The organism is Ktedonosporobacter rubrisoli, from assembly GCF_004208415.1.
GTDB lineage: Bacteria > Chloroflexota > Ktedonobacteria > Ktedonobacterales > Ktedonobacteraceae > Ktedonosporobacter > Ktedonosporobacter rubrisoli.
In genome coordinates this window covers 3,204,398-3,229,093 of sequence record NZ_CP035758.1, presented here as the reverse complement: position 1 = coordinate 3,229,093, position 24,696 = coordinate 3,204,398, and the positions used below count along the sequence as shown (strand labels likewise).

Annotated in this window: 21 protein-coding genes and 2 pseudogenes; 13 read left to right on the top strand and 10 right to left on the bottom strand. The window is 52.0% G+C overall.

The window, feature by feature from the left end; translation table 11 throughout:
* Positions 1 to 191: 191 nt before the first annotated feature.
* From EPA93_RS14530 to EPA93_RS48375, 3 genes and pseudogenes are all read right to left on the bottom strand, one after another.
* Entirely contained in the window at positions 192 to 2,498 is a 2,307-nt protein-coding gene (locus EPA93_RS14530) for a GH92 family glycosyl hydrolase (RefSeq protein ID WP_207229548.1), read from the bottom strand.
* Positions 2,440 to 3,419: pseudogene (locus tag EPA93_RS49060) on the bottom strand (hypothetical protein). The gene EPA93_RS14530 and the pseudogene EPA93_RS49060 overlap by 59 nt, the downstream one beginning before the upstream one ends.
* A 108-nt stretch (positions 3,420 to 3,527) precedes the next feature.
* Positions 3,528 to 3,671 carry a hypothetical protein gene (locus EPA93_RS48375; protein WP_165423107.1) on the bottom strand — a complete coding sequence of 48 codons (144 nt, stop codon included), beginning with the start codon at positions 3,669 to 3,671 and terminating at the stop codon, positions 3,528 to 3,530.
* A gap of 501 nt (positions 3,672 to 4,172) precedes the next feature.
* Here EPA93_RS48375 and EPA93_RS14525 point away from each other — a divergent pair.
* From EPA93_RS14525 to EPA93_RS14515, 3 genes are all read left to right on the top strand, one after another.
* Positions 4,173 to 5,216, top strand: coding sequence for a 1-aminocyclopropane-1-carboxylate deaminase/D-cysteine desulfhydrase (locus EPA93_RS14525; protein ID WP_129888211.1), 1,044 nt, complete (start codon positions 4,173 to 4,175; stop codon positions 5,214 to 5,216).
* 127 nt (positions 5,217 to 5,343) lie between these two features.
* On the top strand, positions 5,344 to 6,204 hold the full coding sequence (locus EPA93_RS14520) for an LLM class flavin-dependent oxidoreductase (protein ID WP_207229546.1): 861 nt from the start codon (positions 5,344 to 5,346) through the stop codon (positions 6,202 to 6,204).
* Positions 6,205 to 6,436: 232 nt separating this feature from the next.
* Positions 6,437 to 7,255, top strand: a complete 819-nt coding sequence (locus EPA93_RS14515) for a class I SAM-dependent methyltransferase (protein ID WP_129888210.1) — start codon at positions 6,437 to 6,439, stop codon at positions 7,253 to 7,255.
* Between the two features lie 56 nt (positions 7,256 to 7,311).
* Here the strand turns inward: EPA93_RS14515 and EPA93_RS14510 are convergent.
* From EPA93_RS14510 to EPA93_RS14490, 5 genes are all read right to left on the bottom strand, one after another.
* A protein-coding gene (locus EPA93_RS14510) for an IS5 family transposase (protein WP_242527276.1) occupies positions 7,312 to 8,176 on the bottom strand; the annotation gives its coding sequence in 2 pieces (ribosomal slippage) (positions 7,312 to 7,791 and positions 7,793 to 8,176; 864 coding nt in all).
* A gap of 228 nt (positions 8,177 to 8,404) precedes the next feature.
* Positions 8,405 to 9,169: an alpha/beta hydrolase gene (locus EPA93_RS14505; protein WP_129888209.1), complete on the bottom strand. Its 765-nt coding sequence runs from the start codon at positions 9,167 to 9,169 to the stop codon at positions 8,405 to 8,407.
* A gap of 7 nt (positions 9,170 to 9,176) precedes the next feature.
* Positions 9,177 to 10,085 (bottom strand): carbohydrate ABC transporter permease, encoded by a 909-nt coding sequence (locus EPA93_RS14500; RefSeq protein ID WP_129888208.1) that lies wholly within the window; start codon positions 10,083 to 10,085, stop codon positions 9,177 to 9,179.
* Positions 10,082 to 11,011, bottom strand: coding sequence for a carbohydrate ABC transporter permease (locus tag EPA93_RS14495; RefSeq protein ID WP_207229545.1), 930 nt, complete (start codon positions 11,009 to 11,011; stop codon positions 10,082 to 10,084). The genes EPA93_RS14500 and EPA93_RS14495 overlap by 4 nt, the downstream gene beginning before the upstream one ends.
* Before the next feature lie 46 nt (positions 11,012 to 11,057).
* Positions 11,058 to 12,470 (bottom strand): ABC transporter substrate-binding protein, encoded by a 1,413-nt coding sequence (locus EPA93_RS14490; RefSeq protein ID WP_165423106.1) that lies wholly within the window; start codon positions 12,468 to 12,470, stop codon positions 11,058 to 11,060.
* Between the two features lie 228 nt (positions 12,471 to 12,698).
* On the opposite strand from EPA93_RS14490, the gene EPA93_RS14485 reads away from it, so the two are divergent.
* The 6 genes from EPA93_RS14485 to EPA93_RS14460 all read left to right on the top strand — a co-directional run bounded on the left by EPA93_RS14485 (position 12,699) and on the right by EPA93_RS14460 (position 18,268).
* Positions 12,699 to 13,451, top strand: coding sequence for a GntR family transcriptional regulator (locus EPA93_RS14485; protein WP_129888206.1), 753 nt, complete (start codon positions 12,699 to 12,701; stop codon positions 13,449 to 13,451).
* A 185-nt stretch (positions 13,452 to 13,636) separates the two neighbouring features.
* Positions 13,637 to 14,500: a sugar phosphate isomerase/epimerase family protein gene (locus EPA93_RS14480; RefSeq protein ID WP_129888205.1), complete on the top strand. Its 864-nt coding sequence runs from the start codon at positions 13,637 to 13,639 to the stop codon at positions 14,498 to 14,500.
* Positions 14,497 to 14,793, top strand: a complete 297-nt coding sequence (locus EPA93_RS14475; RefSeq protein ID WP_129888204.1) for a Dabb family protein — start codon at positions 14,497 to 14,499, stop codon at positions 14,791 to 14,793. The genes EPA93_RS14480 and EPA93_RS14475 overlap by 4 nt, the downstream gene beginning before the upstream one ends.
* 101 nt (positions 14,794 to 14,894) lie before the next feature.
* Positions 14,895 to 15,629 (top strand): 6-phosphogluconolactonase, encoded by a 735-nt coding sequence (locus EPA93_RS14470; protein WP_129888203.1) that lies wholly within the window; start codon positions 14,895 to 14,897, stop codon positions 15,627 to 15,629.
* A 4-nt stretch (positions 15,630 to 15,633) separates the two neighbouring features.
* A complete protein-coding gene (locus EPA93_RS14465; RefSeq protein ID WP_165423105.1) occupies positions 15,634 to 17,094 on the top strand; it encodes a xylulokinase in 1,461 nt (486 codons plus the stop codon).
* Positions 17,095 to 17,203: 109 nt separating this feature from the next.
* Positions 17,204 to 18,268, top strand: coding sequence for a Gfo/Idh/MocA family protein (locus EPA93_RS14460; protein WP_129888201.1), 1,065 nt, complete (start codon positions 17,204 to 17,206; stop codon positions 18,266 to 18,268).
* A 146-nt stretch (positions 18,269 to 18,414) separates the two neighbouring features.
* Here the strand turns inward: EPA93_RS14460 and EPA93_RS14455 are convergent, their stop codons facing one another.
* A complete protein-coding gene (locus EPA93_RS14455; RefSeq protein WP_165423104.1) occupies positions 18,415 to 19,632 on the bottom strand; it encodes a GDSL-type esterase/lipase family protein in 1,218 nt (405 codons plus the stop codon).
* A 179-nt stretch (positions 19,633 to 19,811) separates the two neighbouring features.
* Positions 19,812 to 20,528 (bottom strand): TetR/AcrR family transcriptional regulator, encoded by a 717-nt coding sequence (locus EPA93_RS14450; protein WP_129888199.1) that lies wholly within the window; start codon positions 20,526 to 20,528, stop codon positions 19,812 to 19,814.
* Between the two features lie 610 nt (positions 20,529 to 21,138).
* Here EPA93_RS14450 and EPA93_RS14445 point away from each other — a divergent pair.
* The 4 genes and pseudogenes from EPA93_RS14445 to EPA93_RS14425 all read left to right on the top strand — a co-directional run bounded on the left by EPA93_RS14445 (position 21,139) and on the right by EPA93_RS14425 (position 24,553).
* On the top strand, positions 21,139 to 21,705 hold the full coding sequence (locus EPA93_RS14445; protein WP_129888198.1) for a dihydrofolate reductase family protein: 567 nt from the start codon (positions 21,139 to 21,141) through the stop codon (positions 21,703 to 21,705).
* Between the two features lie 714 nt (positions 21,706 to 22,419).
* Positions 22,420 to 23,664, top strand: a pseudogene (locus tag EPA93_RS49695) (serine hydrolase domain-containing protein).
* Between the two features lie 341 nt (positions 23,665 to 24,005).
* Positions 24,006 to 24,197 carry a ribbon-helix-helix domain-containing protein gene (locus tag EPA93_RS14430; protein ID WP_129888195.1) on the top strand — a complete coding sequence of 64 codons (192 nt, stop codon included), beginning with the start codon at positions 24,006 to 24,008 and terminating at the stop codon, positions 24,195 to 24,197.
* Complete coding sequence (locus EPA93_RS14425; RefSeq protein WP_129888194.1) at positions 24,191 to 24,553, top strand: VOC family protein; 363 nt, start codon at positions 24,191 to 24,193, stop codon at positions 24,551 to 24,553. The genes EPA93_RS14430 and EPA93_RS14425 overlap by 7 nt, the downstream gene beginning before the upstream one ends.
* Positions 24,554 to 24,696 lie beyond the last annotated feature (143 nt).

The window sequence follows — 24,696 nt, the reverse complement described above, 5'->3', positions numbered from 1 at the left end:
AAAAAAACGAAAGATATTAGTATCTTTGGCCCGTGGCACTTTCTTATCTGTTGGCTGCCAAATCCGATACCGTTGAAATCCCTCGGGATCTTATTATGAAGAGTGTGTTACACGAGGGTTGATGACTGAAGGTTTAAGGCCCGGTGATCGAGATGTTGCTCCGACCGCCGGGCCTGCTCGTCAAGACACCATCAGGAGATGGCGAGCGCGAAGATGTGCAAAGTTCCTCCGCTGACCGTGCGCGGCAGTGTAATGCTGGCGACTTTCTTGCCCCTGGTGAGCGTGATCGGTGCGGTCGCGAAGATGTAGGTTGTGACCTGCTGTGGCGTGCCGTCTACACTATTGTGGTAGCTCATCTGAGTAGCTACCACGTTGTTATAGGCAACGAGATTCTGGTTCGTGCCCAGGGTCCAGTCGCTGAGGCCGAGTTGGGCGGTCTGGGTGCTGCCATCGATATAGGTGATGGTGATGGTTCCCTGCGTATTGCCATTTATCGCACTGCCCAGGAAGGTGAGATGCGTGGCCCCGGCTTTAGCGCGCGGTGTCTGCATGGTTTGCCCGAAGACCGCGATGTTGTCATAGGTGGCCGCCGGCACGTTTGGCCAGGTATAGCTGATCCCGTTGACCTTCACCGTAGCCCCTGGCGTATAGCCGTTTTTTGCCAGCGCCTGAGCCGAATAGCTGGACCCATAGTCGTCATAGTCTGCCACACTCGTATTGTTGTCGTTCGAGATGCCCATGTTGTTGTAGAACGCGAGCAGATCGCCCGGCTGCGCCACGACGACAGGCAGCGAGAACGACGGTAATTGTGGCCCGCCAGCTCTCTGAGCCGAGAAGCTGATGTCATAGTAATCCTGCGCCATGCTCGAACCCGCCGAGACCGTGAAGGTTTGGCTGGCCGACCCATAGGCCGGAACCGAGAGGCTCCCCGAAGCAGGCCTGAGCGTGAAACCAGAGGGAACCGTTGCGCTCCAGTTCACAATTGTCGTGCTGTTGGTGATACTCTGCGCAATGACGCTTACCTGGGTTGACCCGCCGGGCGCGACCACGGCGCGGCTCGACTTGAAGGAGATGCGCACCGGTGACTGGCCATACTGATACGACGGAGGTGCATCATTAGGGCTAGCTCCCCAGGTAGTGTTCGCCGAACTGCCGAGAGTGAAGTCGAGCGTGCCCCCCTTTGCGATGAAGGAGCCCGGCAACCAGGGCTTCTTGCTCGCCTGGCCGTTCACCTTGAGGTTCTGGATGTAGTACATGTTGGACGAGGCGCCCGGCGCGTTGATCTGGAAGATCTGTCCACTCGGACGATGCACGGTGATGCTCGGGAAGAGCGGACTGCTCAGCACCACGTCCGCGGTACCCGGCGTCTCGGGGAAGAAGCCTAGCGCGGCGAAAACGTACCATGACGACATCGCGCCAAGGTCATCGTTGCCGGCCAGGCCCTCGGGGCCGGGATACCAGATCGTATTCTCAACCTGGCGCACCACCTGCTGCGTCCGGTAGGGAGCACCGGCGAAATCGTACTCCCATGGCGTCTCTAACGTCGGCTCATTGCCAAGGAAAGCATAGGGCGAATTCGGGCCGCCGTTAAACTGTGTGAAGAAGGTGTTGAGGCGCTGCACGACCTTGCTGTTGCCGCCCATTGCATCAAAGAGGCCGCGCAGGTTGAAGGGCACCATCCAGCTGTACTGTGCGCCATCGCTCTCAACCCAACCGCTGCCGCTGGTCGGATTGTAGGAAGTGGGGAAAGAGCCATCGAGGAAGCGCGGCTCCAGGTAGCTATCGGCGGGATTGTAGAGATTCTCCCAATTCTGCGCCCGCGCCACGAACTTCTGATAGTTGGCAGTATCGCCGAACGCCTGCGCGAAGGCGCCAATGGAGAAGTCCGCGCTGTTATACTCAAGCGTCGCGGAGGTGGAGGCTGCACCATAGAAGTTGCAGCAGCCATAGCGCGCGTTCATCGGCAGGTAACCAGCTTTATCGAGATAATCCAGGCCGGGGCGGTTATTGTTAGTCTTTGTGGCCTCGTTGATCATCGCCGCCAGCGCGGCCTTCGTATCAAAGTCTCGGCCGCCGAAGGCATAGATGCCGGCGATGATCGAATCGGCCGGATCGCCAACCATCGTGTAGGTTTCACCGTTCGCCAGCGACCACTTGGGCAGTAGGCCGCTCTGCTCATAATCGTTGAGCATCGACTGCACAACATCGCTGGCCTCTTTAGGAGCCAGGAAGGCGAGCATCTGCGCCTCTGAACGGTAAATGTCCCAGCCTGAATAGTTGGCGTACTGCTCGTGGCCCCTGGCGACCGTATGTACCTGCGCGTCGAAGCCGATATATTGGCCGTTGACGTCGGAGAAGACATTGGGCTGCAGAAGCACATGATACATGGCGGTGTAGAAAGTCTTGAGCTGTGTCGCGCTGCCGCCGCCAACCCGAATCTCACCCAGATAGCGATTCCAGGTCTGATTGGCCTGCTGTCGCGTCCTCCTGGTTGACATTGGCCTTCGCGTTATTGACGCTCACGAAGGAAAGGCCGACGCGCACGCCGATGGCAGCGCTCCTGCTCGTGTTGAAGGTCACGAACGCACCAGTGCCTGGGCCCGAGACCGAGACATCGGGGCGCGCCTTCCCTGGCGCCTGCGCCGTGGTGGTCAGGCCGCCGTTGGTCACGGTAGCGTTCTTCCAGGTGCCAACCGTAGCGAAGGGCTGACTGAACTGCGCCCAGAAATAGACGCGGTAGTGATTGTTGGCGCCACAAAACCCCCACTAGCTGCCCAGCCCGAAATGGTATTTTCCCCGATATTCGTCTGCGCATTGCCGACGCCATTTATCGAGCCGGAGGTATTGACGATGAGCGTCGCCGCCTGACCTGCAGGGTAGGTGAAGCGCCCCGCGCCACTCCTCTGCGTCGCCGTCAGCTCGGTTGTCACACCGTTATCGAGCTTGACTTTATAGTAGCCTGCCACAGCCGACTCATTGGCGTGCGAGAAGGTCGAAATATACTTCATAGGATTGCTGGCCGGCGAGTCTGTCACGCCGCCTACGTAGGGCATGAACGGAATATCACTGTAGACGCTGCAGCCAGCCCCGCTGAGGTGCGTTAAACTGAAACCTTTTATGCGATTGTCATTGTACTGGTAACCGCCCGGCGTATAGCTCTCTGTATCGGGGCTCCATTGGACCATGCCAAATGGAACATCCGCGCCCGGGAAGGTATCCCCGCCGCCAAGGAGCGCTCCTGGCTGCACGCCGGTGCCCGTGAACGGATCTACAAGGCTGGCGAGGTCTGTTGTGGTGGAAGTAAGAGAAGTGTGCTGCGCCAGCGCCCTGGTCGTTGGTAGACATGGCGAGACCGTGAAGAACAAGGCTACCAGCGTGGTGATGATAGCCGTGGACAGCTTGATACTTGGTAGATGCATTATATACCTGTCTCCTGATTGTTTCAGCAAGAATAACTGCATCTCGTGGACTGACCGCCTTCATTTGACGGTTGGATAGAGATGCTTCAGTTTGATATGGGCATCGGCTTATGCAAAATGCCAGGAGGGGCCTGTGTTGGCCTGATTGCGGTCGTGCTGCCACCTCACCACTCGCTCTTGCACCACTTCTATAATCGGCATGCGATCTGAGGGAGCTCGCCGAGCCAGAACCGCCAGTTCAATCTCGGCCATATTTAACCAACTGCCATGCATTGGCGTGTAATGGATCTGCAATTTCTCGGTCAGTCGCCGGGCTAACAGGAGCAAGAAAGCAATGTTGATTAAATTTGGAGTCTACGTCTTGACGATCATACATAATGACTACAGCCTTTCAATTTTCATCCCATGCGAATAAAGCTAAAACATTATTGATTTGGTAAGGATTCAAATCCATTATAATGTTTCTCAGAGTGCAAATAGATACTATGATAGTTATCCCATAGGTATCTGTTTCTAACAGAAATACTAAAGAGAAGTTGTCACAAAAGTGTGACAACATATTACCTGCTTGTTACAAAAGTGTAGCAGTTAAACAAGTTTTATTGTTTTATAGGAGCTCATAAGAGTGGGGCTTTGGAATCACTGACAATTAGCAACCATCCATTAACAAAATGTACTTTTCTATATGCCATAATGATCTATATCTCTATATCAATTTGTGCTGTTAGAGAAACCATATCATAGGAGGGCTTCATGGTTGCTTCCCTTGAACTTGCGCTGGAACGTTATCCTCGTGTCTCTTTGACGCGTTTGCCAACGCCTTTACAATCATTGCCAATCTTGAGCAAGCATCTCAACTTGCAAGTCTGGATGAAACGCGATGATCTCACAGATCTTACCCTGGGAGGAGATAAGCCTCGTAAACTGGAATATGAGTTAGCGAAGGCACTAGCCAGCGAAGCTGACACGCTGGTTACTTGCGGTAGCGCGCAGAGCAATCATGCCCGCCTGACTACTGCTGCAGCTCGTAAACTTGGTTTGCACTGTGAAGTGATCCTGAGTAGCGATCAGTATCAGAAATTACAAGGCAATTTACTTACTGTCTATCTTATGGGCGCTCAGGTACATTTTGTGCAAACTTCTGACCATTGGGATCTAGAGCAGCACGTCCAGCAAGTATGTGCGAAACTGCGAGCCCAGGGCCGCAAACCCTACTATATTCCTGTCAGTGGAACAACCCCACATAGTTGTCTTGGCTACATTCGCTGTGGCTTAGAAATAGGCCAACAGCTTGCTGAACAGAGAGTACAGCCCGATGCAATCTATGCACCATTCGGCACCGGTGGCATTTTTACCGCCCTGTTGCTCTCATTACGCGCTCAAGGCATTTCTTGTCCCCTGATCGGCATCAGCGTTAACCAACGACGCGAGCACTGCTACAAGGCTGTAGAGCAATGGTGGTCCGAGCTTAGCCGCTTGCTCGACTGTGACTCGACCCTTCCACGCGGCCAATATGAAATCTACGATGAGTTCATTGGCCGTGAATACGGAGATCCAACCGAGGCCAGCCTTGATGCTATCATGCTCATGGCCCAGACCGAGGGCATTCTGCTCGATCCTGTGTATTCAGGAAAAATGATGGCAGGTTTCCTGGCTCATCACACCTCTGGACGCTGGTCGGCAGGGCAAAAGATCTTGCTCCTCCACTCAGGCGGCATTCCTGCAATCTTTGCTTATCATCAGGAGCTGAAAGACCATCTCTCCAGGCGTGGAGCGATTCCAGACTCTCTTAGTTGACTTTTTCTTGCTTGCTTAAACCAAATAGATTATCAACGCTACGCGTAGCTAGCGCGTGTTATCTTTAGCGCCTGCTTCCCTTTTAAATATCGTTGTAGATAGAGGATCAGAGGAGGAAGTGCAGATTATGGCAATCAAGATAGGCATTGGCCTACCAGCTACCATTCCTGGAACATCTGGTAAGCTCATACTCGACTGGACCAGGGCTGCAGAACAAGGCCCATTCTCTAGTTTTGGGATCATCGATCGCCTGGTATATCCTAACTACGAGCCACTTATCACTTTAGCCGCTGCTGCCGGCATCACCAGTCGTATTCGCTTGATGACAACCGTGTTGTTAGCTCCGATACACAAAACAAGTATACTTGCGAAGCAAGCCGCCAGCCTTGATGCGTTATCTAACGGACGCCTCACTCTAGGCCTGGGTGTTGGGGCCCGCGAAGATGACTTCCTCGCTGCATCAGCTGCTTTTCATGATCGCGGCAAACGCTTCGATAACCAGCTAGAACAAATGAGACATATCTGGTCTGGCCAACCTCTCAGCGAGCAGGTTGGTGCTATCGGACCTGCTCCAGTCCAGCACGGGGGTCCAGAGGTCTTGCTTGGCGGATACTCCCAGGCTGCGTTCCGGCGCCTTGCTCGCTGGGGCGATGGGTTTCTCAGTGGAGGAGTTGCTCCCGAAATGGCGGCACAGCTCTTTCGTTCGGTGGAGGATGTCTGGCAAAAGGCAGGTAGGCCCGGTAAACCTCGGCTGGTTGCTTGCATTTATTATAGTCTTGGCCCTCAAGCTGCCGAACAGATCGAGAACTATATCGTCAACTATTATGGACAGGCTGGCGCTCAGATGGCTAAGTCTTTCCCATCCAGTCCTGAAGCCATTCGTTCGGCGGTTCAGGGCTTTAGCAATAGTGGAGCTGACGAGCTTATCCTCTGGCCCTGCATTCCGCATCTGGACCAGATAAAACGCTTGTCTGATATCGTTGGCTAACTCACCTGGAAAATAGGAAGTGATCCGCTTCATGGCTATAAGAACTCGGGTCACTTCTCCTCTCCCTAGCTGTAACAGGCAATAGTTCCTGCCCTTCAGTGATACCGCCTGGTTATCACTGCTTATCCAAAAAAGTATTAGACATTTTCACAAGATGAGCACTATACTTTATGAAACATTCAGATAGAGAATCTCTATTTTCTTACCTGGCTCAGCGAAAGGAGCTAAGATCATGTCAGATACAGAGCAACAAAATGTTTCTCATCAAGCTAGCAAAGACGAAGTACCCAGTAAAGTACAAAATAGTTTTGGTCCTGTCGCCTCCGCTTACGTAACCAGCGCAGTCCATGCCAGCGGCCCTGATCTAGCCTGGGTCGTCGAAGCCGCCGCTCTTACAGGCAAAGAGCGCGTTCTGGATGTCGCCACCGGAACTGGCCATACGGCACTGGCAGTCGCCCCATATGCCTCTGAGGTTATAGCTCTCGATCTCACTTCATCAATGTTACAAAACGCCCAGCAGCTCGCTCGCGAACGCCAGGTTCATAATATTAGCTTTATCGAAGGTAACGCTCTCTCGCTACCATTTGCCGATAACAGTTTTGAAGTTGTCACATGTCGCCAGGCCGCTCACCACTTCTCCGATGTAGCAAAGGCTGTTAAGGAATGGAGACGTGTCCTTAAGCCAGGCGGCAGGCTGGTACTGGTAGATACCATCTCACCCGAGGAACCTGAGCAAGATACCTTTCTCAATACGTTTGAGGTTCTCCGTGATCCTTCGCATGTGCGCGATCTGCGTATTTCGGAATGGTTGGCCCTCCTGAGCCAATCTGGCTGGACTGGAGCTTACGTTGCACACAGTTGGGATATCCCATTGGATGTACCTACCTGGACCAGGCGCATGCGTACACCAGAAGCAGAAGTCAAGAAAATCCTGCAAATGTTTACTACTGCTCCTTCTCCCATACAAGCACGCTTTCACATCAGAATAAGCGATGATGGCATTATTACGTTCACTCTCCCCGGTGCGGTTATAGTGAGTACGAAAGCATAAACCCATACCTGGATGGTATGCACGCTCTTTCTTAGAGAGTGTCCTAACCACAAGAATCAGTAGCGGAAAGGAGATAAGCGCGAAAGCATAAGCCGAACCGAGGCGAGCTGAAGAAAGGCTTCTGAACTGGTGGTGAGCCCTTCGTAGTCGCGAGCTAAGCGGCGGAAACGGGTGAACCAGGCCAAGCTGCGTTCGACGACCCATCGTTTCCTTTGCACCTGAAAACCCGTCTTGGGCCGGGGCAGCAGAACCGGTTGGCCGTCCACGAGGATCCAGTGCTGATGGGACCTATTGTGAGCCTGTGGCACCAGTTCTGTGGTCCAGTGCAATCGCTGCGCAATCCAGTCGAGCAATGGTCCTGTATAGCCCTTATCCGCAAAGAGGTGGCACAGACGCGGGAAAGAGCGCGGCAACTGGCTGAGCAAGAGCCTGGCCCCCACGCGATCCACGATGTTGGCGGCATGCACTTTGACAGCCAGAAGGAAACCCTGCGTATCCACGAGCACGTGGCGTTTACGCCCATAGATTTTTTTTCCCCGCGTCGAAGCCCTTGTCGCTTCCTGGCACGGGAGCCGTTTTGATCGACTGGCTATCGATGATCGCAGCGCTGGGTTCCGGGTCCCGCCCCATCTGGGTGCGTACCTGTCGGCGCAGGTGGGCCATGATGGGCTCCCAAATCCCCGCCTGCGTCCAGATGCGGAAGTAGTGATGGGCCGTTTTGCCATTGGGCAGGTCGTGCGGCATCTGTCGCCATGAGCAGCCTGTGCGCAACACATAGAGGATAGCATTGACGATTTCTCGTCGCTCGTGAAGGGCCGTTGTGGCCTGGGCAGAGACTGCTGGGATGAACGGCTTGATCAGCTCCCATTGCGCATCGGTCAGATCCGACGGGTAACGTTTTCGCTTGATTGGCTCACACATCTTGGTTCGTTCCTTTCGAGTTGTGCTTTCGGCTGAACTCTCCTTTCTCTGAACTATCGGCTCATTGTTCTAGCTAGGACACACTCTTAGTATAGCCCGTTAAAAGAAAAGCAGGTCAACGGGTCCAGCATTCTGCAGGAAGCAAGCCCGCTGGCCTCTTTTCCCATATTTGCCATGGCAAGAGTTAAGGCTCTCGGGCAATTGCCTGCCTGGCCTCCAATACTTTCACTATTTTGGCAATTTCCAATGCGCTTGAAACCAGGAGACAGTTTTCTGTATTATCTCCTCCTGCAGGTATACAGATGAAAATTGGTGATCTCCTCCTTTCAGCCAGTGTATGCTTGCCCCATGGGCGGCATAAGCTTCTCCGTTTTCGGGCAATACCTCAATATCCTCAGTTCCTTGCATGACAAGCGTTGCGGCTTGCGCGCATTTTAGAGCTTTCAGCGGCTCCAGTGTGCTCAGGCTGGGCAGATATTCACCTCCCACGGCCCAGCCGTGCCAATCCATCCAGCCGTACAGTTCAGCTTGCTCTAAATGCTGGGGAGAAAAAAATGTCCGAAACACTGACTGCGGATAAGCTACAGGCGCAAGCAATGTAAGCACCTGTACGCTTGCTACTTCGGCGGCCAGGCTGCAGGCCAATGCAGCTCCCAGGCTAAATCCGATCGCCCCGAGTCTCTTAGCATCTACACCTGCTTGCATCCGTAGAACTTCAAGCGCTGCGCGCGCATCTCCCAATCCCGATTGTGCAGTAAAGTCGCGGAAATCTCCTTCGCTTTCGCCCTGGCCGTGGTAATCGAAGCGCAATACAGCCAGGCCCGCCTCTGTTAAGGCGCGCGCCAGCGCACAATGCATATTATGTGGTCCCACAGCAGTATCGGCAAAGCCCGGAATAATGAGTACACCGGGTAACTGAGCTACTGAGGTAGCGGGATAATGAAAATGACCGCGCAACAAGTTTTTCCCTGCTCTAAATTGCACTTCACTCACAGTTCGCTTATCCCTTCATACCTGTCATTGTAATGCCTTCAAGGAAGTAGCGCTGCGCGAAGGCAAAGATCACAATCAAGGGCAGCATTGTCAATACCGAACCCATCATCAAGGCCGGCCAGTCAGTTGCCCGTTGCCCCTGAAAGGCAAAGAGCCCCAACGACAATGGATACTGTGAAGTATCAGAGAGATAGATTAACGGGCCGAAGAAATCCTGCCAGGTATAGAGAATCGAAAATACAGCGACGACGATGAGGGCGGGCCTGACCAGAGGTAGCATTATCTGCCAGAAGATGCGGAACTCGCTGGCCCCATCCATCTTAGCCGCCTCCGACAGCTCCCAGGGAATTGTCAGAAAGAACTGGCGTAGCATAAATATGAAGAAGCCATTGCCCAGAAAGGCGGGAATGATCAATGGCGCATATGATCCTATCAGACCCGTGTACTTGAAGAGGACATAGGTTGGAATGAAGGTTACTATCGACGGCACCATCAGCGTTGCTACAGTCAAAACAAAGAGTACATTGCGGCCAGGATAACGCAGGCGGGCCAGGCTGTAGGCAGCTGCGGCGCACGAGATGACGGTGCCAAGAGCAACCATTCCCGCATAGAAGATACTGTTGCCCAACAATTGCAGGTAAGGAAAACCGGGGTCGTTCCACACCTGGATCAAGCTATTCCAGTGTATGGGGTCGGGCCACCACTTAATTGGTGTGGAAAAAATCTGACCATCATCCTTAAACGCTGCTGACAACATCCAATAGAACGGCATAAAAAAGATTAAAGATACGATTATGAGGAGCAGATGGCGCCCCATTGCTTGAAAGCGGAACCGCCCTCTGGGGCGTTCTTGCCTGTCATTTACCTCTACACTCTTTTGGAGACGCACTTCTTGCCTTTCGTATACCTGCGTCATGCACGTCCTCCTTCATAAAATACCCATACACGTGCTGACCAGAAGATCAATAGCGTCACTAGCAGCACGGCCAGGAAGAGTATCACAGACAGCGCTGAAGCATAGCCCATCGAAAAGTAGCGAAATGCGCTCCGATAGATCATGACCATAAACATCAGGGTTGAGCCCTGGGGATCTCCGGTAGTGCCTCCAATTACCATCGCCTGCGTAAAGACCTGGAAGGAAGAGATGACCCCCATCACTAAATTGAAAAGAAGCACTGGACTGAGTAGCGGCAAGGTAACATGCCAGAAGCGCCGCCAGGCTCCAGCTCCGTCTATAGATGCCGCTTCCAGTAGTGTTGAGGGGACGTCCTTTAGTCCGGCCAGGAAGATGAGTGTTGCTGCTCCCAAGCTCCATAAACTTAGAATAATCAGTACCGACCTGGCTTGATTGGCATCGCTTAGCCAGGGCTGTGGCTGGATTCCCATCAGGCCCAGCAGCGTATTCATCAAGCCGCCACTATTAGGATTAAACATGAGCATAAAAATAAGCGTACTGGCCACGGGAGGAACAAGGGTGGGTAGATAGAAGATGGTCCGATAGATGCCGATGCCTCTGGCCTGTATATTGAGGAGCAACGCCAGGGCCAGGGCAAAGAAAAGGCCTAGAGGGACTGAGATCAGCGCATAATAAGCGCTATTGCCTACTGATTTCCAGAAGTCCGGGTCGGCCGTGAGCATCGTCTGATAGTTCTCTAACCCGATCCATCTTGGCGCTTCAATAATATTGTAGTCAGTGAAAGAGAAGAAGACCGTGGCGATGATAGGGTAGACGGTAAATAGCAACAAGCTGATGAGCCACGGGAGCACGAAGAGCAGCCCGGCCCTGGCCTCGCGGCGTTGTAGCAGGCTCATAGGTCGGCGGCGCATGGAAAGCGTTATCATGATACTCGTTCCCCTTTCTCTGTTTCGTTCATATCAAGAAAAGGCTCTACTTTTTGCGCAGTACACTATCCAACTTATCCTGGCAAGCTTTCTGCGCCTCTGCCATGGCCTGTTTAGGCTTGGCAGCCTTGGTCATAACGCGAGCAATAGCCGTGCCGATCTGGTCGGATGCAAAGCCTTCTACCGGCGAGTTCCACATTGGGGTGACAATTTGCTGCTGCTGATAGAAGAAGTCCATAATCTCTTGCGCAAATGCCTTACCGCGCTTTTGTACCAAGCCATCAGGTAAAATACTATGGGAAAAGTCTGCGTTCGCCGGCAGGTCGGGAAGAACGTTGAACCAGGTTCGCACTCCAGTAGCGCTCATATAGTCAAGATATTGAAAGGCCTCTGCTGCATGTTTGGCTCCTCTAGGGATAACCGCCCAGTTAGGCCAGTCTCCGGAAATCTGCTTCGTGCCACCGGGACCAAGCGGTAAGGGGGCAACATTCCATTTTTCAAATGAGGGGCCCGTCCAGGTATAAAAATCTCCTACCATCCAGCTCCCTTGCAGTACCATGGCCTGCTTCTGTGTCTGGAAAGCCGGAGCTCGACCTGTCTGGGCATCAGGATAGGCATCCCAGATGACTTTAGCGCGTAGCAGATAATTAACATCCCCGCGATACTCTTCGTTCAGCCACGATAGAAAATAATCCATCATCGCAATGTTGGCCTCGGAATCGATGGTATATTTCTTGTTCTCGGCGTCATAAATCTGCGAGCCATTGAGCGCTGACCACATAGGGAGATTATATCGATCACTTCCTTGCGCTGGGGTATGCAGTACAGGAAAGCCTATGGTCTGCAATTCGTCACCTTTCCAGGTCGTAAATTCTTTAGAGAGCGCACGTAATGCATCCCAGGTCTTGGGAAAGTCTTCACGCTTTACCGAGATTCCTTTCCGCTCAAACCATTCTGCGTTGTACCACATGCTAAAGACCCCGGCCGTAATTGGCAAACCGTAGATCTTATCGTTAAACTGGCAGCTTGCCAGTGCGCCCGCAGGCCATTTATCAATCTTGGCGTGCTGGGAGTTAGCCATCATTGAGGTCAGATCCATGGCAGCTCCGCTCGCCCCCAAAGAGACCGGGCTATCCCAATACAAGGTGGCATCAGGCGCATTGCCGGCAGCAATATGAGCAAGCAGCACTTCCGTATAGTCCTGCTTACCGGTACCGCACAATACGGGAGGCATCTGGATGTTCGGATGAAGCTTCTGATAGTCCTTCTCAATGGTATTGTGGGCATTGCAGTAGGTCTGTGTTCCACCTGGCAACCAGAAGATTATCTCTGTATGCCCCGATGCTCCTCCTGAACCACCACAGGCAGCTAACATAAGCATGCCGCCGCCGGCAGCTGTTAGTTGAAGAAATTTGCGTCGATTGACCAGGCCTGGAGAAATAATTTGCCTTGTGCTCATCTTTTGCCTTCTTCCAGAGATCATCAGTGACCTCACTTTTGACTATGTTCTATCCAGATCGTCAGTACAAATAACGAGTCGTCCGTACGAGTAGAACGATACATCCATGCCATTTAGTATACGGACAAGCATAGTTGAAAGTCAAGCCATCTCCTGTTATAATAAAAATCGTCAACCAATTCATAAGGTCGTACGGACCAATTTATTGTAGACCAAGGTAGCAAAACAATGGAATCAGAAATAAAATTTGGCGAGCAAGGAATCGACCCTGGCAACGGCGTTCCACTCTATTTGCAACTCAAGGAGATTATGCGTGAACAGATCCGTAGCGGCGCCTGGCAGCCAGGGGATCGCATTCCCTCCGAAGTAGAGGTTAGACAGCACTTTGACGTCAGCCGGGCCACGGTACGCCAGGCAGTCACTTCACTGGAACAGGAGGGATTGCTCACGCGTCAACAGGGACGTGGCACCTTTGTCTGTAAACCCAAGGTTGAATGGAGATTGCGCAACTTCTATAGCTTTACCGAAGATCTGACGGCACGCGGGCTTCATCCTGAGAGCCGCTTACTTGTGTTTGAGGTGGTGCTGCGTAAATCTATCGCTTGCGAAGTTTTCGGGCTGGGGGAAAAGGAGCCTCTGATCAAGCTGGTGCGCCTGCGCCTGGCTGGTGGGGACCCTCTGATGCTAGAGACAACTTATCTGCCCGAATGCTTTGTGCCTGGACTCACGGAAGAAGACATCAGATCTCAGGCCCTCTACGCCCTGCTGGAGGCCAAATACGGCATGCGTTTGGGCCGCGCAATGGAAAGCTTTGAGCCAATCCTCGTCGATGAGTTCGCGTCAAAGATGCTTGAAGTTCCCCGGGGCTCACCAGCTCTCTATCTAGAGCGTGTTGGCTCGCTGGCCGATGGGCGTCGCGTGGAGCTCTCTCAATCGGTGGTTCGGGGAGATCGCTGCCGCTATCTTGTTGAGTTAATGTGACTAACGTGATGTGCAACTTTTGTTGAAAGGGATAACCAGCGGAGACATTGCCATCTAGCACTCGCACCGCACGTCCACTGAAGCGCGGCGCTCTAGCTGGCTGTCCCAGCTTTTCTCTCCCCAGATTCCGCAGGCGGCAAAAACAAGTTGCACTTGGTATTCACTAGTTGAAGGAGGTAACTTGCATGAAATTGGGGGTATTTACGCAGTGGATTAAGGCCGACTCGATCGAGGAGTTGGCCCTGCGTATTCGCCAATTGGGCTTGCAATGTGTGGTCCTTGATTCTTTTCCTGGGCTACCCATTGACCTGGATAACCCTACACCGGCTATTTGCAGTCGTATCAAGGCAGCCTTTGCTCAGGCAAAGGTAGAGATTGCTGCTGTAGGCGGATATAGCAATCTTGCGCATCCCGATCCCCAAATTCGCCAGGCCATCCATACTCGCTTTCAGGGCTTGATCAGGCTGAGCGCTGCCATAGGTGCGCCTATGCTGTGTACAGAAGTGGGAACCTATGATGCGCAAGACGAATGGAACTGGAATCCGGCTAATGCTACTGAGCAAGCCTTGAATGATCTCATAGCCTCTGTGCGGCCTCTCGTAGCCTATGCCCAGGATTATGGAGTGCTGCTTGGTATAGAGCCCTATGTTATGACGATTATTAATACGCCTCAACGAGCAGTCAGTTTTGTGGAAGCTTTAGATATCCATCAAGTACGTATAGTCGCCGACCCGGCCGGCATGTTGACAAGAGGTACGCTTGACGAGCAGTCAAGCTTTCTGCCAGCGGCATTTCATGCCATCTCTCCATATATTGGGCTTGTTCATGTAGAGGATTGCCGACCCGATCCAGCGGGCCATTTCTTCTGGTTGCCTGCTGGGCAAGGCTTACTTGAATACCCTCTCTTTATGGATCTGTTATTGCAGGCCAGGTACGATGGCCCATTTATCCTGGAACATCTCTCTGAGGCTGCGCTACCTGCCGCTCGCGAGTACGTGCTCTCTCAGTGGAAGCTTGCCAATGAGCGGGCAGGGCAGGTGCAGCTATGATCAGACATTTGATTGTATTTAATACGCCAGAAGGAGTAGGCAGGGAGCAATGCCTGAGCATGGCAGAGCGAGCCCGCCAGGAACTTTCGCGCATACCCGGTGTTCTGCATATTTCCTTTGGGGTGGCAGTTACCGAAAACTCACGCTACAGCTATACTTTCGTGATTGATCTGCGTGACGAGAGCACTATTAGCAGCTATCGGCAGCACCCTATTCATATTGCCTTTGCTGACGAGCATTTCCGCCCTCTGGCACTCGACAGAATTACTACAGACTATGAGATCGTATATTGACCAAAGGACTTTCAGCGTGCAGAGCATGGTAGCATTGCTATCACTCGCTCGGGAGTCGTACATCCCTTACTACGTTAAGCGGATAGTATTAAGGACCATGGATGAAACTCGTTGTTGCTAAAGACTATGAAGAAATGAGCGCGCTAAGTGCCGATATCGTTGCTTCCATCATTACAGAAGCGCCTAACGCTACCCTTGGCTTGACTACCGGCAACACTCCTGTCGGGCTCTACAATAAGCTGGTAGCCAGGTATCGCTCGGATTCGCTCTCGCTCGACAAGATTCGCGTATTTTGTACTGAAGAATATCTGGGCATTGGCCCCGATAATCCTTGTGGGCTCTTTTCCTGGTTAAACCGCTTATTTGTCACGCCATGCCGTCTCTCCGCGGATCGGGTATTCAGGTTGCGCGGAGATGATCCAGAGCCTCAGCTGGCCTGCCTGGAGTTTGACGAGCAAATTCGCCGCTGCGGCGGCTTGGATCTCATTGTTGAAAGTGTTGGCATCAATGGCCACATTGGCTTTAACGAACCGGGATCTCCTCTCGATGCTCCAACGCGCATCTTAGCCTTGAGTGAAGATACATTGGAGTATAATACTAGCTACTGGGATAGAGATGTCCCTCGTTACGGCCTTACCATTGGCCTCAGCACAATCCTGGCAGCCAGACAAATTCTACTGCTGGTTTCCGGCCAGTCTAAAGCGGAAGCTCTGGCCAGGGCACTTACTGGTCCTGTCACCTCGGCAGTTCCTGCTTCGATTCTCCAACAGGCGTCCCAGCTCATGGTTGTCGCTGATCGGGATGCCGCTTCTTTACTTTCTGGCGTTGAGGTCTAATAAGATGTATAGACAGCAAGATGAGATCCTCATTGGGCTCGATATCGGTACCTCGGGAGTCAAGGCGCTGGCCTTTACCACTGCAGGCCAATGTCTCGCGCAGGGCAGGGCCGCTATTAGCACTGTCTATCCCACGCCTGGCGTGGCCGAGCAAAGGCCGGCAGAATGGTGGCAAGCATCGCTCACCGCACTCTACCGTCTAACTGAGCAGCTCGGCCGCGCTGCTCGTGGTGTGGTTGGTATCGGGTTGACGGGCCAGTGCCCAACTTTCACTTGTCTGCGACCTGCCGGAAAAGTAACCGGACCAGGGCTTATCTATCAAGACAATCGTGCCACCACCCAGGCCGATTTTCTGGCGCGCCATCTGGGCGCAGACGCTATACATCAGCGTACCGGACAGGCTGTTAGTCCCTTTTATATTTTGCCCAAGTTGTTATGGCTCAATGAACAGCAGAGCAACTGGCTCAAAGCGGGATCAGTCGTTGTGCAGCCGCGCGACCTGGTAGGCTGGTACTTGACGGGTCGCCTTGCTACTGATCCAACGCACGCCGCCTGCACACTTGCCTATGATCTGAGCGCCAATTCCTGGACCCTCGATTGGCTTAGTGAACTTGGCCTCGCTGCGCTTTCCTGGCCAGAAATTATGCCTTCTTGTAGCGTATTGGGCAATTTAACGGCCGAAGCCGCAGTAGCCACCGGTCTGCCAGAAAAAACGCCGGTAATTATAGGTGCAGCAGATAGCATCTGTGCCGCCTATGGAGCAAGTGCCACCACTGTGGATGCGCTCTGTGAGGTAACGGGTACTTCTACCTGCCTGCATCTAGCTGTCTCACGGCCTATCTCGTCCCACGCCGTTAACATCTATCCTCATATTGAACCTGGAATATGGTTTGCGGAGGTTGGCTTAAATACGACGGGTTGTGCGTTGGCCTGGCTATCAGCACTTCTTAAATCTACTCCCGAGGAACTGCTCTCGGCTGCCGAAACTGTCGAACCAGGCGCGGCAGGCCTGCTATTCCTGCCCCATTTAGCTGGGGGAGAACGCGATGAGCCTGGGCGCTGTGGTGCGTTTATTGGATTGCAGCTTGGTCATACTACCGCTCATATGACCAGAGCGCTTCTTGAGGGTATCGCTTATGCTCTACGCCAACGTGTTACGCTACTGGAAGCCGCCGGCTGCAATATCTCACATGTGATTTCGTGCGGTGGCGCCTCGCGCAGCCAGCTCTGGGCACAGATTAAGGCTGATGTATTGGGTAAGCCTGTTAAGCTGGTTGAGCCGTTCGACACGACGGCCTGGGGCGCGGCACTTATTGCCGCTCAAACTCTGGATATCCCGGTGACATCCTCGCCTCTGATGCATACAACGTTCCAGCCGGGCGACAGCAGGTATACGCCATATTACGAGCGCTTCTGCCATCTTGAAAACTTATTAATCGTCAATAAAGACAAAATCGGTAACTGACGCTTCAGCTCGATTATTACTGCTTACTTCCACATGCACATGTGGAACTTCTCAGCCGCGTTGTCGCTAAGAATGATTTGTAAACTGGACTCGAAAGGAGCTCGCGCAAATGAGTAAAGTACGTGTAGCCGTGGTTGGCTGTGGGAATGTTTCAAATAAGTACATTCCCCATTTAAAGCAAAGTCCGTACATTGACTTGCTGGCAGTTTGCGACAATCGTATAGATTACGCGCGTAGCCATGCCGAAACCTACGCTATTGCACACTATTTCGACGATATTGATAAGTTGCTGGCTGCCGTGAAGTTTGATCTCCTGGTGAATCTCACGCCCATGCAATTTCATGCTCCCTACAATCGCAAGGGGCTGGAGGCCGGCCGCAATGTCTGGTGTGAAAAGCCAATCGCTACAGACCTGAGCGAGGCGCATGCGCTTCTCGATCTTGCTAGAAGCAAGGGGCTGGGACTATGGGGCGCCCCCAATTCACCTGCTTCGCCTGCTTTCCAATGTATGGCCAGCGTTCTGGCCTCTGGAGAAATCGGGCGTGCCTGTGTGGCCCACGGTATCTACGGCTGGAGCGGCCCCTCCTGGCCTGGCACCGCCTGGTTTTATAAAAAAGGGGGCGGCTCTCTCTTCGATCTTGGCGTTTACAACATCACAACCTTGACCGGTCTGCTTGGCCCCGCAAAGTCAGTGGTTGCCATGGCCGGTGCCGCTATCCCCGAACGCATCATTGCGGGAGAGACCGTTAAGGTCGAGGCTGATGATAACACGGCCCTGATCGTGGATCATGGGAATGCTATTTATTCAGTTATTCAGACTGGCTTCGTCTATGGCGCGCAGCGTGAGGATTGGACGATCCAGGTGATCGGTACAAGTGGCGCAATGACTTTAGGCGGCTTTGATTGGGCGCCCCAAGATGTCTCTGTCTATTCAGGTGACCGCACGCTTTCGCCCGATGGGCAGTGGAAAATCAGGTATCAGAGCAACTATGATTATCACTGGGAGGGTGGCGCAAGCTATATCGCTGAATGCCTCGCAAAAGGTGAAAAGCCCTTGCTCAGCGGCGAACACGCCGTACATGTGCTTGAGATAATGCTTGCGGCCCTGAATTCTGCCGAAACGGGACGGCGTGAGCAGATCGAATCATCGTTCCCCTGGCCGTTAGGTAACTAAAGGTCACTGTTACATAGTAGAAGTCGAAGTTCCTCTGTATTTCTACAGGGGAACTTGTGGACTCGCGACTCGCGGTCCGGAATCGGCAAACAGAACAAATTTAAGGCGGCAGGCCTCATAAATCTGAAGTCTCAATAGTTTTTTCTTCATGAAACTCCAAGGCTGCCGGTTAGCTGGTTGATATCTACAGCCTCGGCCATCAAGCGATAGCCTGCATCGTTGGGATGGACGCCATCTCCGGAATCGTAGACCTGGTTAAGTAAGGCTTCATCTTCGGGCGAACATAATGGTGCGGCAAAATCGAAGATAGCATCAAACCACTGCTTTCCTTGCTCAAGCATCCAGCGATTGACAAGCCGACGTTGCTCAATCTGCGCAGGAGAATAGCCGCCAGGCAAAATTGTCGTGCCAAATACTTTCCTATAAGTTTTTCGCGCCTGCATCGCTAGCTGCTGAAATGCCTCTATTAGAATTGGGCCGGCGACGTCAGCGCGCAGGTCATTTGAGGCAATATGCACAATCAGATCCGTTGCCCCTGGCTGCGTCATGACATCCCAGGCCATTCGCTGCATCCCAGCCTCTCCAGCAAGAAACGCTGGTATGCCTGTCTCCTCTAGTTGAGGGGTTGCCGAGGAGAGCAGCTGGTTGCCGGAGATACCAGCATTTAAGACAGACATAAAGCGCGTTCCTCCGGCTTCGCGCAATCTATGCGCCAGGTAATCGGGCCAGCGCCGATTTGCATTCAGCGTTGAGCCAACACCGTCTGTAACTGAAGATCCGATGGCTACAACGGCATTGAGCGGCCTGGCTGGCAAGACATCAACGCCACTTATCAACCACCAGGAGGTAGTCAAAAGCGGATATGCAAAAAATGCTGTTTCCGCTGACGTGGCTGTCACATTACCCAGGCCTGAAATATACGACGTTTGTTGTGCGCTCAAGTGTCCGCTGAGGATCTCGCCCCGAGCTAGAAAAAAAGTGATGGCCAGATCGCTTGCTGCCTCGACTCGCAGGGCCACTGGATCGCTGATCACCTCCTGGCCGGCCTCTAACGTAACTGTCTCCCGTCCCTCAAACAGCACAGCTCTCTCCCCTGGGCCTAGCTCTGGGCCTTCCAGGACCTTCCCCGCGAAAGCCGCAGAGATTGTGATCGCGGCATCTCCATAACGATTAGATAGCCGCAAGCGAATCAGTTCTCCTCCAACATGCATGTGAACAATTTGCCGCAACGTACGACCGCTCAGATGGGCTATGGGCATTTGAGTAGGTGCTGCATACCATGCTCCTACCCAGTGAGTATAGGCTTGCTTCTCTATAGCTCTTATAGAGGTATGTTCTGCTTGCTTGCCAGCGTCCGAACTCATAAACATCTTTCCTTCTCAGCTCATTACTTGTTCCTCTTCAAAAGAATATATCACATCGCTATGAGCCTTGAGGTGCTGGCTGATCTTATTTTAATCTCAGCAGTTTGTATTTACAGTTTCCGCGTGGCATTAAGCAGCACAAATACAAAGCTTGCCTCTACGCCACTTCAGGGCCTTACTCAAACAGCATCCTTATCACGTATCGCTGCAACCCAGAACTTCACTGCTTCGGCATTAACTCGATAGAGAGTGTTTTCTCTCACGCCTAATACGCGCTCTACGGCATCCATATATGCATGATGAGTCCTGACGATTTCTTCGATGACATGTTTCTCATCTGCCCCTTGATCTAACGAAAGCAGTAATTTGGCATGGGCATTACCCATCCCTTGTAAAAGTGATAAGGTAGCTTCACCAGCCTTGTCAGGATAGGTTGTTGTAAAGCTGCCTTCCTGAATACCCTGCTTGACAATTTCTGTAATGAAAGCTGCGCGCTGCTCGAAAATTGCTTCCTCTACTTTCACGCGAACAAGGGCATTGGCATCAGAGTACCAGATAAGACCTAGCTTGATCACATCAGCCTTGTGTGCTGTTCTCAAACGATCGAGCGTATCGAAGAAACCTTGCAGCTTTTGGCTGGCGCTCAAATGAGGATCATGAATAATCGGGAGCAACGGCTTTTCAAATTCCTGCTTTATCTGCTCGACAAACGCTTCAAGCAACGCACGCCGCGAGTCGAAGTAGTGATGAAAAGCTCCACTGGAGATTTGTACTTCTTTCAGGATATCCTGAATAGATATTTGCTCATATCCCTTGCTCAGCACTAGCCTCTGAGTTGCATTAAGAATCTCTCTACGCTTCGCTGCATATTCTTCCGGCTTAACGGTTCGGGCCATTTTTCCTCCTCAATAATAAAAAGACAGTCTGTTTATTAATTATAGCAAAGAGGGCTTTTTTGTCAATAGTTAAATTATCGCAAGCTCGTTCCGTTGCTTTTAGGGGCAGATGAGCATACTTTCTTCTACGCGATCAGCACCTGAAAACTTAGCAGTTTATTGATCTCGGCAATCTTCGAGAAAAGATGAAGGTCTCTCTTTCCCGCTAAACTCTACCCGGATTGCTACTATATTTTTATTTTAGCAGTTAGCTTCGCCCAACCATAAAAACTCATACGTCGGATAAGGTTTATTTAATAAAGAGATGGCTCATCGACACCTCGCCGTATGATGCTTGAAAGGGGGCACACGCAAATTGGGCAAAAAAGTTGGTGTCATCGCCGCGGTTGAGAGAGGGCGTCTTACCTTTTCTGGGAATGGGTGCTAACTATAGGAAGAGAAGTGCAAGATCTGAGAAGTTTTTTTCGAAGGGAACGGGTAAGCTTGGAAGAAGAAAACATCCACTTATGCTCTGGAAGTGTTATGGGAAACGTTATTATCGGAACGCCAATGCCGCTGGACGGGCTTATGAATGACCGCGCGGATGTGCCGCGTGAAGAAAGGAAGTGATATGGCTAAACTCGTGTTCGGAATGAACCAGTCCCTGGACGGCTACATCGACTATATGCGATTTGGGCCAACAAGTCCCACGCTCTTCCGCCACTTCATCGAGGAGGCTCAGTTGCAGGCGGGTAGTGTCTACGGTCGCCAAATGTATGAGGCCATGCGTTACTGGGATGATGATCATCCTGAATGGGATGCAGAGAAACACGCCTACGCTTCGGCGTGGCGGAACCAGCCGAAATGGGTCGTCTCGCGCTCGTTGAAGTCGGTCGGCCCCAACGCCAGGCTTGTTGAGGGTGATCTTGAACGCGCGATCCGCGAGCTGAAGGCCGAGCGCGACGGGGAGATCGAAGTTGCTGGCCCGAACTTGGCGCACAGCCTCACCGAACTTGGCCTGATCGATGAGTATCGAATCTATCTGCACCCCATCGTGCTTGGTCATGGCAAGCCATATTTCGCTGGACCTCAACCGCCGCTCCGCCTTATGACTCATGATCGGATTGACGAGGATGTGATCAGGTTGACCTACGTTCCTGCTTCATCTCGCAACTCGCCGGATGGAAATCGCCGCTGAAGTCTGGGCTCGGGTTGAGCCCAAAGCGACGGAGGCGGCCCGCTTTTCAATACGAGGTTTCAATGCAATTGAACTTGGAAAGAACGTAACTCATTGTTGAAGAATCTTTCCCTCTAAAGACGCGTCGTGACTGGAAGTTGTACACGCATCTCGCAGCAAGGTTTGGGCTAGTTCTCACCACTCATAAAGAAACCGGGCTTTCGCTGGTTTTCATCAAGATCAGGCAGAGGAAGCCAGGTATGATCCAACTTCCTCTGGGGCTTTTTCCGCGCTGCGTAGTCAGATAATTTCAAGAAAAGCAGCCATTCATCAGGTCCGAGCGTCCACAAGGTTAATTGTGGCGACCGATAGCCCGTCACGCTCAGGCACACCAGGTCTGGATATGTGCCATTTCAGATCCAGGACTACTTACGCTTATGATCCGCGATGACGGTATAGGTTTTACTCCAGCTAGCGGCTCAACCGGTTTGGGACACTATGGCTTACTTGGCCTGCGCGAACATACCCATTTGCTTGCATCTATATGAAGCTAGAGATTGATTCTCGTGCTGCAGCGGTAGCAAAAGCCATTGAGCTTGGCATTCTTCCATAGCTTGCTCTTCTATTGTTCACTCCTTAAGCACAGGGGTTAAAACCGCTTGACATTCCACATTAATTTGCAATATAACTTTACTAATCCAATTTAAATTGAAATATTAAAGGGAGAGATGAGCAATGAACGAAATACCTCATGTGCAACGCAGCGGATTATCTCACGCCCGCCTGGAACGCCTCAGCAGAGCGCTTGAAGGATATGTTGAAAGAGGCGAGTTTGCAGGAGTGAGCGCTCTTCTTTATAGACATGGCGCACTTGCCTATTTTGATACTTCCGGATGGCAGGATAAGAAAGCCCAGGTCCCCATGCAAAGAAACACTATCTTTCGTCTGGGCTCAATGACTAAACCCCTGACCAATGTTGCGGCACTGACCCTGGTCGAGGAAGGTAAACTTCGGCTCTTTGATCCTGTAGATGAGTGGCTACCAGAACTTGGCAATCGTATGGTGATGCGCGATCCGAACGGCTCTCCTGACGATGTTTATCCTTCGCCACGCCCAATTACTCTTCACGATCTCTTGACCTATCGTCCTGGTATTGGTTGGGGAAAATCTAGCCTTGGGTCACAACTCTTTGCACTGACCGCCCAGCCAGTAGCAGACGCGCTACAAATTTCTAATGCCGAGAGTTTAACACCTGATGCCTGGATGGCGCGCATAAGGGAATTTCCTCTGGTGTATGAGCCCGGAGCACGCTGGCTCTACCACATATCCTCAGATATCCTGGGTATTCTGCTTACGCGTGTGACAGGAAAATCGCTTGAAGAGGCTTTGCGTGAACGCGTCTTTGAACCGTGAGGAATGGCGGGTACAAGCTTTGTAGTATCTCCAGAAAAGCTCAGTAGGCTTTCAGTTCTCTACGGACCCGCTCCCAATGGTGAGCTTGCTATCCTGGATCACCCTCAGACAACAGGTTGGGCCGAGCCGCCCCTTTTCGCCTCCGGAGGCGCTGGCCTGATTTCCACAGCTGATGACTACTTGCGCTTTGCTCGCATGTTACTCAATAAGGGTATGTTGGATGGCTCGCGCCTTCTCTCGCGCAGAACTGTGGAAGCCATGACAACTGACTATCTCACTCCTGAGCAACATACCCACGCTACTTTTGCATTTAGTAATAATCAGATGTGGGCCAATCGGGGATTTGGCTATGGTGTGCAGGTGCTGACAAAGCAGACCGGCTTGGGGCCAAGTATTGGCACCTTTGGCTGGCCTGGCGCATTTGGCACGGCATGGTATGTAGATCCACACGAAGATCTAATAGCCATCATCCTGCTTCAATATCAGAACGCCATTGTTGCCGCGGATTGGCGCAGCCAGGTCGGCGATGATTTCTTGACGCTAACATACCAGGCAATCAATGATTAAAGCTACGTTTTTCTTCCTGGATCTGTAGTGGCTTTTCTCATAGGCAAGCCTAATAATACAAACTCTATTCCTTTAGAGCCTCCCAGTTCTTAAAGAATAGATTTGTTATGGCCCTATGCTGCAGGCAAGCAAATTGTTCTTGACGGCTTTTCACCACAATCTGCTCGCTCCTCGCTACAGTTCTCTCCCCTTCTTTTCTACAGCCAGGAATTATAACAACGAGAAGTTGAAAGCTCTGCTCCCTTCTTTATCTCTACTTGACAACATTTTGCTAGCATGCTAGTATTCTAGCAAGAACAATATTGCTATCTTTAAACCTACTGCAAAAAGAAAGAGGGAACATGCCCCCCGAAGAGAATGAAAAGAAACAGCAGTTTAACGTCTATCTCCCTCCCGAGTTAATTCGCGAGGTAAAGCATACGGCTGTTGATCAAGGGATCTCGCTCTCGGTTTTTGTTGAACAGGCGCTACGTGCCTATGTCCAGCAGCTCCAACAGCCTCATTTGCGCGGGAAAGGTGGCTCTGCATGTTAGTTATGCCTATTGTCTATGTGAGCGATGTGGAGCGCTCTATGCGCTTCTATGAGCTATTGGGCTTCAAACTGGTGAGAAAACACCGTAAAGGCCGCTGGGCCGAACTGCGCCTGGGCGATGCCAAGCTAGGGCTACATTATCTGGATAAGCTCTCACAGAGCCAGGAACAGCAGCGCGTGGATCTGGGCCTGGAGAGCCAGGAACCGCTTGAAGAGCTACAGGAACGCTTGATAGCGGCTGGGATTCCCCTGGAACGCTTCGTCTCGGATGAAGCCTTCGGCTATTCGCTGGTTATACGCGATCCCGATGGCTTGCATATTCAGATAAACCAGCATGACCCAGAACTCTATACGTAATTTAAATAAAGCTGACCATGATCTCTTTTGATCATGGTCAGAAAAGCTAATGACATGATCAGCTAACAACAGATCTTTCTCTTTATATAGTGGCAAGACAGATGGCCGAAGTTCAATTAAACAGATTGGGCTTGTAAGAATTC

What these genes read in the sequence shown, in the direction of transcription:
- EPA93_RS14530 (WP_207229548.1), bottom strand. Translation starts at nt 2,498, where the DNA reads ATGTCAACCAGGAGGACGCGACAGCAGGCCAATCAGACCTGGAATCGC.
- EPA93_RS48375 (WP_165423107.1), bottom strand. Translation starts at nt 3,671, where the DNA reads ATGGCCGAGATTGAACTGGCGGTTCTGGCTCGGCGAGCTCCCTCAGAT.
- EPA93_RS14525 (WP_129888211.1), top strand. Translation starts at nt 4,173, where the DNA reads ATGGTTGCTTCCCTTGAACTTGCGCTGGAACGTTATCCTCGTGTCTCT.
- EPA93_RS14520 (WP_207229546.1), top strand. Translation starts at nt 5,344, where the DNA reads ATGGCAATCAAGATAGGCATTGGCCTACCAGCTACCATTCCTGGAACA.
- EPA93_RS14515 (WP_129888210.1), top strand. Translation starts at nt 6,437, where the DNA reads ATGTCAGATACAGAGCAACAAAATGTTTCTCATCAAGCTAGCAAAGAC.
- EPA93_RS14500 (WP_129888208.1), bottom strand. Translation starts at nt 10,085, where the DNA reads ATGACGCAGGTATACGAAAGGCAAGAAGTGCGTCTCCAAAAGAGTGTA.
- EPA93_RS14495 (WP_207229545.1), bottom strand. Translation starts at nt 11,011, where the DNA reads ATGATAACGCTTTCCATGCGCCGCCGACCTATGAGCCTGCTACAACGC.
- EPA93_RS14490 (WP_165423106.1), bottom strand. Translation starts at nt 12,470, where the DNA reads ATGAGCACAAGGCAAATTATTTCTCCAGGCCTGGTCAATCGACGCAAA.
- EPA93_RS14485 (WP_129888206.1), top strand. Translation starts at nt 12,699, where the DNA reads ATGGAATCAGAAATAAAATTTGGCGAGCAAGGAATCGACCCTGGCAAC.
- EPA93_RS14480 (WP_129888205.1), top strand. Translation starts at nt 13,637, where the DNA reads ATGAAATTGGGGGTATTTACGCAGTGGATTAAGGCCGACTCGATCGAG.
- EPA93_RS14475 (WP_129888204.1), top strand. Translation starts at nt 14,497, where the DNA reads ATGATCAGACATTTGATTGTATTTAATACGCCAGAAGGAGTAGGCAGG.
- EPA93_RS14470 (WP_129888203.1), top strand. Translation starts at nt 14,895, where the DNA reads ATGAAACTCGTTGTTGCTAAAGACTATGAAGAAATGAGCGCGCTAAGT.
- EPA93_RS14465 (WP_165423105.1), top strand. Translation starts at nt 15,634, where the DNA reads ATGTATAGACAGCAAGATGAGATCCTCATTGGGCTCGATATCGGTACC.
- EPA93_RS14460 (WP_129888201.1), top strand. Translation starts at nt 17,204, where the DNA reads ATGAGTAAAGTACGTGTAGCCGTGGTTGGCTGTGGGAATGTTTCAAAT.
- EPA93_RS14455 (WP_165423104.1), bottom strand. Translation starts at nt 19,632, where the DNA reads ATGAGTTCGGACGCTGGCAAGCAAGCAGAACATACCTCTATAAGAGCT.
- EPA93_RS14450 (WP_129888199.1), bottom strand. Translation starts at nt 20,528, where the DNA reads ATGGCCCGAACCGTTAAGCCGGAAGAATATGCAGCGAAGCGTAGAGAG.
- EPA93_RS14445 (WP_129888198.1), top strand. Translation starts at nt 21,139, where the DNA reads ATGGCTAAACTCGTGTTCGGAATGAACCAGTCCCTGGACGGCTACATC.
- EPA93_RS14430 (WP_129888195.1), top strand. Translation starts at nt 24,006, where the DNA reads ATGCCCCCCGAAGAGAATGAAAAGAAACAGCAGTTTAACGTCTATCTC.
- EPA93_RS14425 (WP_129888194.1), top strand. Translation starts at nt 24,191, where the DNA reads ATGTTAGTTATGCCTATTGTCTATGTGAGCGATGTGGAGCGCTCTATG.